Consider the following 2224-nt stretch of genomic DNA (forward strand, 5'->3'; position numbering starts at 1 on the left):
CGGCCCCGTCTCGCTCGTGGACCTCGAAGTACTCGGTCATAGGGCCCTCTCGGTCGGGCGCGGTTCAACTATCGTTCGGTTCGGCGAGCGGTAGTGTTCAGAGGAGATGTTTGGACAGCAGTGTCTTCCTCGAAAGCCCTCAGCCAGTTCCGGTCCCGCGGCTCGCTGTGCGCTTCCCTCGCTTCGCTCGGTCCAGTGCTGCTTCCCCCGGGGTTCCCGGAACTGGCCTCGCCCTTTCATTCCACCAGGGCTCGATTGGCCGACCGGCAGAAACAGGCTTTTTGTTCGGTGCTTATCTGAACACTACCGATCCGAAAGAGAAACCGTTTAACCGCTGGTCCGTTAGGTGCGGGTGGGAACACACGACCGCAAATCTGACTCGCCGTCCGCTTGGATGGCTCGGGATTGCGGACGTGTCCGGCGTGGTCGGCCCACGGCCGACGAACGAACGGTCGGCCCACGGCCGACGCACCACGCCACACGCACCAGCGGTCAGTGTCGTTCCAATCGACAACTATGGCACGAATGCACACACGCCGCCGCGGGTCGTCCAGTTCGGACAAGCCCGTGGCAGACGACCCGCCGGAGTGGAGCGACGTAGACGAAGACGCCATCGAAGAGCGCGTCGTCGAGCTGGCCGAGCAGGGCCACGAGCCCAGCCAGATCGGCCTGAAACTGCGCGACGAGGGTGTCCAGGGGACGCCCGTCCCGGACGTCAAACTGGCGACCGGGAAGAAGATCACCGAGATCCTCGAGGAACACGACGCCGAACCGGACATCCCCGAGGACCTCCGGAACCTGATGGAGCGGGCCGTCCGCCTGCGCGACCACATGGACGAGAACCCGACCGACCACCAGAACAAGCGAGCGCTGCAGAACACCCAGTCGAAGATCCGTCGCCTCGTCGATTACTACCGCGGCGACGAACTCGACGAGGAGTTCACCTACAGCTACGACACCGCCACGGAACTCCTCGAGTAGATGTCCACGACCGGTCGGCCCACGAGCGAGCCCCCGTCGCCCAGTGACATCGCCCCGCGGCTCCGCGACGCCGGCTTCGTCCGGCTCGTCGCGGCCGCGGACGGCGACGCGCTGGCGGCCGCGGGCGTGCTCGCCGACGCCTTGGACGCCCTCGCCGTGCCCTTCCAGTTGACGGTGGCGCGGCCGTGGGACCGGGCCGACCGGACGACCGACGCCGACCTGACCGTCGCGCTCGGCGGGCCGGCGACCGACGCGGACGTGGCCATCACCGGGCACGGACAGCCCGCGAGCCACACCGCCTTCGAGGTGAGCGGCCAACCGGCGTCGACGCCGACGCCGTGCTGGCGATGGCCGGCATCACGGCCGCCGACGGCGCGCCCGGCCACCTCGCCGAGCCGCCGCCGTCGCAACCGGCCCGGCGTCGCGGTGCCGACCGACGACACCGCCGACGGGCTGGCGCACTCGACGCTGTTCCACGCGCCGTTCTCGGGCGACCCGGAGGCGGCGACAGCGGCGCTTTCCGACGTCGACACCGACGCCGAGGACGCCGACCGCCGGGTGGCGTCGCTCCTGGCGCTGTCCGTCGTCGGCGACGACGAGACGACGCCGCGCGGGGCCGACGCCGTCGAACGGGCGTTGCGGCCGTACGACGGCGGCCCGTTCGGGACCGTCGGCGGCTACGCCGACGTGCTCGACGCCGTCGCGAAGGCCGATCCCGGGACTGCGGCGGCGCTCGCGCTCGGCGCGGGCGTCGAGACGGCCGCGCTCGACGCGTGGCGCGACCACGCACGCGCGGCCCACGAGGCGATCAGGACGGCGACGACCGGTCGCTACGACGGCCTGACCGTCCTCCGGAGCGAGGCGGCGATGCCGGTGGCGACGGTGACACGGCTGGTCCGTGACTACCGCGCGCCGAACCGGCCGTCCTCGCGCTGTGTCCGGGCCGGGCCGCCGGCGCGTCCGTCGCCGATTCGGGCGTCGACTGCCGGGCGCTGTTTTCCGCGCGCTCGGCGGCGCGGTGGCCGGCACCGCACGGCAGGCCACGGCCGAAGTCGACGGCGACATCGCCGACGCGGCGCTCGCCGTCCGGGAGGTGATGGAGTCGTGACCGACCGTCACGCCCGCATCACCACGCGCCACGACGACCCCGAAGTGGTCGCGGCCGCGCTCGCGCCGGACAACACCGACGAGATGACGACCCGCGTCGAGGGCGACCGGGTGGTCACGACCGTCGACCGGGACT

General features: G+C 71.4%; 2 protein-coding genes. Both read left to right on the forward strand.

Features of this window, described 5'->3' with window-relative positions; translation table 11 throughout:
* The first annotated feature begins 516 nt into the window (after positions 1-516).
* Positions 517-981: a 30S ribosomal protein S15 gene (locus GJ629_RS15525; protein WP_157513818.1), complete on the forward strand. Its 465-nt coding sequence runs from the start codon at positions 517-519 to the stop codon at positions 979-981.
* Positions 982-2224, forward strand: a 1243-nt coding sequence (locus GJ629_RS17360) for a hypothetical protein (RefSeq protein WP_231754679.1), incomplete at its 3' end; no start/stop codon positions are given.

This window comes from Halapricum sp. CBA1109 (assembly GCF_009741825.1).
GTDB lineage: Archaea > Halobacteriota > Halobacteria > Halobacteriales > Haloarculaceae > Halapricum.